This is a genomic window from Porticoccus sp. (genome assembly GCF_965660005.1).
GTDB lineage: Bacteria > Pseudomonadota > Gammaproteobacteria > Pseudomonadales > Porticoccaceae > Porticoccus.
In genome coordinates this window covers 1-4,505 of record NZ_CBFHYF010000070.1, presented here as the reverse complement: position 1 = coordinate 4,505, position 4,505 = coordinate 1, and the positions used below count along the sequence as shown (strand labels likewise).

General features: G+C 53.8%; 7 protein-coding genes. 3 read left to right on the top strand and 4 right to left on the bottom strand.

The window, feature by feature from the left end:
• Window positions 1-14: 14 nt before the first annotated feature.
• Complete coding sequence (locus ACTF5G_RS09915) at window positions 15-671, bottom strand: CoA transferase subunit B (RefSeq protein WP_438952642.1); 657 nt, start codon at window positions 669-671, stop codon at window positions 15-17.
• A 14-nt stretch (window positions 672-685) separates the two neighbouring features.
• Entirely contained in the window at window positions 686-1,387 is a 702-nt protein-coding gene (locus ACTF5G_RS09910) for a CoA transferase subunit A (protein WP_438952641.1), read from the bottom strand.
• A gap of 144 nt (window positions 1,388-1,531) precedes the next feature.
• On the opposite strand from ACTF5G_RS09910, the gene ACTF5G_RS09905 reads away from it, so the two are divergent.
• From ACTF5G_RS09905 to ACTF5G_RS09895, 3 genes are all read left to right on the top strand, one after another.
• Complete coding sequence (locus ACTF5G_RS09905) at window positions 1,532-2,425, top strand: LysR family transcriptional regulator (protein WP_438952640.1); 894 nt, start codon at window positions 1,532-1,534, stop codon at window positions 2,423-2,425.
• A gap of 88 nt (window positions 2,426-2,513) precedes the next feature.
• A complete protein-coding gene (locus tag ACTF5G_RS09900) occupies window positions 2,514-2,918 on the top strand; it encodes a hypothetical protein (protein ID WP_438952639.1) in 405 nt (134 codons plus the stop codon).
• Window positions 2,919-2,982: 64 nt separating this feature from the next.
• The gene (locus ACTF5G_RS09895) at window positions 2,983-3,537 is read left to right on the top strand and encodes a YaeQ family protein (protein WP_438952638.1); all 555 of its coding nucleotides are present in this window, start codon (window positions 2,983-2,985) and stop codon (window positions 3,535-3,537) included.
• Window positions 3,538-3,546: 9 nt separating this feature from the next.
• Here the strand turns inward: ACTF5G_RS09895 and ACTF5G_RS09890 are convergent, their stop codons facing one another.
• Together ACTF5G_RS09890 and ACTF5G_RS09885 are read right to left on the bottom strand one after the other, a co-directional pair.
• A complete protein-coding gene (locus ACTF5G_RS09890; protein ID WP_438952637.1) occupies window positions 3,547-3,834 on the bottom strand; it encodes a DUF2288 domain-containing protein in 288 nt (95 codons plus the stop codon).
• Window positions 3,835-3,855: 21 nt separating this feature from the next.
• Window positions 3,856-4,505: aminoacetone oxidase family FAD-binding enzyme (locus ACTF5G_RS09885; protein WP_438952636.1), on the bottom strand; the 650-nt coding region annotated here is incomplete at its 5' end.

The following is a 4,505-nucleotide window of genomic DNA, read 5'->3' as shown; positions in this document are numbered from 1 at the left end:
ACGGTCGGCAACAACTAAAACACTATTTCCGGCACGTTATCCGGAACCACCATTTCACCGGCAGTTTTTGACACGATTTCTTCCACAGACACCCCTGGAGCCCGTTCCACCAGATGGAATTTACCGTCGTGGATTTCAATATAGGCCAGGTCAGTGAGCACCTGTGTGATACAACCGGCACCAGTCAGCGGCAGGGAGCACTGGGGCAGCAACTTCGAATTACCGTATTTATCGGCATGGGTCATCATAACGACGATATTATCTGCCCCGGCCACCAGATCCATCGCGCCGCCCATCCCCTTGATCAGCTTGCCGGGAATCATCCAGGAGGCGATGTTGCCATTGACATCCACCTCAAAGGCACCGAGTACTGTGAGGTCAACATGGCCGCCACGGATCATGGCAAAGGACTCCGCCGATGAAAAAATCGACGCTCCTTTTGCAGTGGTAACGGTTTGCTTGCCGGCATTGATCAGATCCGCATCCACCTCATCTTCGGTGGGAAACGGCCCCATGCCCAACAGTCCATTCTCGGACTGCAGCATAACGTCCATACCTCCCGGCACATGGTTGGCCACCAGTGTGGGGATACCAATACCGAGGTTTACATAGAAACCATCCTGTAGCTCACGGGCCACACGGATAGCCATTTGATCACGAGAAAGTGCCATGATTGTCTCTCCTATTAGCCTTGGCGAACGGTACGGATTTCAATACGTTTTTCGAAAGTGCCCTGAATCAGGCGATCCACATAAATACCTGGGGTATGAACGTACATCGGATCCAGTTCGCCGGGTTCGACAATCTCTTCCACCTCCATCACGCAGATCTTGCCAGCAGTGGCCGCCATCGGATTGAAATTCATTGCAGTGTGGCGGTAGATGGCATTGCCATAACGATCTGCTTTCCACGCTTTGACAATGGAAAAATCGCCCTGAATAGACTCTTCCAGGATGTAGTGGCGGCCATTGAACTCGCGCACATCTTTGCCTTTGCCAATATCGGTGCCATAACCGGTGGCCGTGTAGAATGCCGGAATACCGGCACCAGCAGCGCGCATTTTTTCCGCCAGAGTACCCTGGGGTGTCAGCTCCACTTCCAGTTGACCGGAAAGCAATTGCTCTTCAAACAGCTTGTTCTCACCAACGTAGGAAGACACCATTTTCTTGATCTGCCGATCTTCGAGAAGAATACCCAAACCAAAACCGTCAATACCACAGTTATTGGAAACAATGGTGAGCTCTTTGGTGCCCATTTTCTTGATCTGGTTGATCAGATTTTCGGGAATACCACAGAGGCCAAAACCGCCAGCTACTACGGTCATGCCATCTTTCAGACCCGCCATCGCTTCTTCGTAGGTGTTCACCACCTTATCGAAACCCGCCATGAACAAAACTCCTCAATGATTGTTATTTACCGTGGCGACCTCAGTTTGAGGTGCGCAAAACGACACCCAGCATCCTATAGCGAAATATATTTATCAAGCGTAAAATTCTAATCAACTGATTAAGGGAATTTATATAAGGTTGCTATGGATATCACCATAAAACAGCTCAAGGCGTTTGTCACCGTTGCCCAGACCCGCAACTTCGCTGAAGCCGGCGAACGATTGCATCTCTCCCAGCCAGCACTCAGTATTTCCCTGAAAAATCTGGAAGAAGTGGTGGGAGGAAAACTGCTGGCACGCACCACTCGCACCCTTTCCCTGACCCCTGAGGGCGAGGCCTTTCTGCCGGTTGGCCAGCGCCTGCTGGCGGACTGGGACAACGCCCTGACCGACCTGCACAATCTGTTTGCCATGCGACGGGGCAAGCTGAGCATTGCCAGCATGGCCTCCTTTTCGATCAGCCAACTGCCAAAGGCCCTTCACTATTATCGCAGCAAGTTTCCGGACATCAATATCACGGTACAGGATGTGGTCGCTGAAGAGGTGGTCGATATGGTACGCAAGGGGCATGTGGAAGTAGGGGTCACCTTTGATATGGAGGAATCCGACGACCTGCGCTTTGAGCCGCTGTTTGAAGACAGTTTTTATGTGGTAATGCCAAAGCAACATCCGCTATTGGACATTCCCGAAATCACCTGGACTCATCTGCAGGCGTTCCCCTTTGTGGCACTGCAGCGCCCCTCGGCAATGCGTCAAATGATTGACGAGATTACCGCCAGCTGCGGTATCAATCTGACGGTAGAATTTGAGGCACACCAGCTCGCTTCCATTGGCTCCATGGTCGCCAACGATCTGGGTATCAGTGTGGTGCCATCACTGGCCATACAGCAGATGCGGGCGCTCGGTGCAGAATGTCGCCTGCTCACCAACCCGGTTGTCACACGGCAAATCGGTATTCTGACACGGCGCCGCTACCCACTGTCCTCCGCCGCCATGGCGCTGGTGGAAACCCTGAAATCACAGATTACTGCCCCCTGAAGCGACCCCCGAAGCGGCCTGTCACCTGACGTTCCAGACAAAATCTGTTAGGGTATGCAGCTTCTTTTAACTACCCCCACCGATCATTATGAGCAAGCAAAAACAATTCGATGCCACCATGAGCCCCGATGAACTCTACCTTGAGGAAGTTTTCACTGACCAGAAAATCGGCAGCATACGCCGGTTGAGCCCGGTTACTCGCAACGGTGACCCCGATACCAGCCGGGAAATACTGTATATGGGCTCCACTCAGGTAATGACACCCATGGGGGCCCTGCCGATCAATTTTGAGCTGCACGCCGACAGTATCGGCAAAGCCGCAGAAAAATTTGGCGAAGAAGCGGAACTTGCCGTTGAGCGCACTGCTCGCGAGCTTGAAGAAATGCGTCGTGACCAGGCTTCAAAAATTGTTGTACCGGGGCAGGGTAGCGGCGCTGGCGGGAACCTTGGTGGAAGTATGGGCGGTCTGGGTGGTTCAGGCATCATAACCTGAACCCGCTCACGAGTCGTATTAAACGCCAACACACCTCGGCTGAACTATTATCGAGCACGCGCCAATGGCACTAAAAGCGACTGTTTTCAAAGCCGAATTGCAGGTCTCGGATATGGACCGCAACTACTATCAAACTCATTCGCTCACCCTGGCCAGACACCCGTCAGAAACCGACGAACGAATGATGATCCGGCTGCTGGCATTTGCGCTGAATGCCAGTGAGCAGTTGCAGTTCACCCGGGGGCTGTCCACCGAGGAGGAGCCGGATTTGTGGCAGCAGAATCTGCACGGGGAAATTGATCTGTGGATAGAGGTCGGCGTTCCCGACGAAAAACGGATTCGCAAAGGATCCAACCGGGCCGAACAGATCATCATTTATGCCTATGGCGGCAGAACAGCACCTGTGTGGTGGCAACAGATCTGGACTGACTTGAAGCGCTTTGACAACCTGACGGTCTGTTACCTCTCGCCGGAAAACACTGTCGCACTGGCAAAGCTGGCAAACCGCAATATGGCCCTTCAGGCAACCATCCAGGAGGGGATCATCTGGATCGGCAACAGCGACCAGACCCTGACCATTACCCCCAAGTACTGGCAACAGGCGCCACTGTCTGCCTAGCCAGACGGATCAGACCGAAATCGGCTGCACCAGTACCCAGGGCTTTACCACCACCGACCAGAGCCGGGCATCGCCTTCCAGCCAGGTCATCGCCTGCTGATCGGTTACCTGGCCCACCTGCCCGACCCCCAACCAGGCCTCAATCTGCGGTTTATCATCCTGACAAATCGCCCAGGCCACCTCAATCAGATCCAGCTCCGGGGACACATAAATGGTGGAGCCATTGGCAAAAAACCGCTGTAATTTCTGCCAGGGGATTTTTGCCGTCTCTCGCATCAACTCTTCGCGCTCTATCATCAATTAAATACCTTATACCTATTAAACCGCCCAACCGGCGGCCGCACCCGAGGCCCAGGCCCACTGGAAATTGAAGCCGCCCAAATGACCGGTTACATCAAGCACTTCTCCCACAAAAAATAAACCCGGCTGCCGATGGCTCTCCATGGTCTTGGAAGAAATTTCCCGAGTATCCACGCCACCGAGTGTGACTTCCGCAGTCCGGTAGCCTTCCGTCCCCGAGGGTTTCAACTGCCAGTCCTTCAGATTGCCTGCAACCGTTATCAGCAGGCGATCCAGCCACTCTGCCATCGGTTTCTCAGCATGCTCTGGCCACCAGAGCATCTCCAACTCCCGCACCAGTTTGCGCGGCAACTGCTCCGACAAAACATTGCGCAGCAGCGCCCGGGGCTGCTCCAGCTTTGCTGACAACAGCCATTGACGGGCATCGAGGGAAGGCAACAAATCCACATGTAGCATCTCCCCTTCGCGCCAGTAACTGGAAACCTGAAGTATCGCCGGACCACTCAGTCCACGATGCGTAAACAGGAGGTTTTCCAGAAACGATTGGCCACCTGCGCTGGCCCGGACTGGCAATGAGATACCGGAAAGTGTCTCTGACAACAACTTGAATCCATCGGTAAACGTAAATGGCACCAATGCCGGCCGCAGCGGCAACAACTGATGGCCAA

Excerpts from the sequence above, each read along its gene's own strand:
- ACTF5G_RS09915 (WP_438952642.1), bottom strand. The coding sequence starts at position 671 with ATGGCACTTTCTCGTGATCAAATGGCTATCCGTGTGGCCCGTGAGCTA.
- ACTF5G_RS09910 (WP_438952641.1), bottom strand. The coding sequence starts at position 1,387 with ATGGCGGGTTTCGATAAGGTGGTGAACACCTACGAAGAAGCGATGGCG.
- ACTF5G_RS09905 (WP_438952640.1), top strand. The coding sequence starts at position 1,532 with ATGGATATCACCATAAAACAGCTCAAGGCGTTTGTCACCGTTGCCCAG.
- ACTF5G_RS09900 (WP_438952639.1), top strand. The coding sequence starts at position 2,514 with ATGAGCAAGCAAAAACAATTCGATGCCACCATGAGCCCCGATGAACTC.
- ACTF5G_RS09895 (WP_438952638.1), top strand. The coding sequence starts at position 2,983 with ATGGCACTAAAAGCGACTGTTTTCAAAGCCGAATTGCAGGTCTCGGAT.
- ACTF5G_RS09890 (WP_438952637.1), bottom strand. The coding sequence starts at position 3,834 with ATGATAGAGCGCGAAGAGTTGATGCGAGAGACGGCAAAAATCCCCTGG.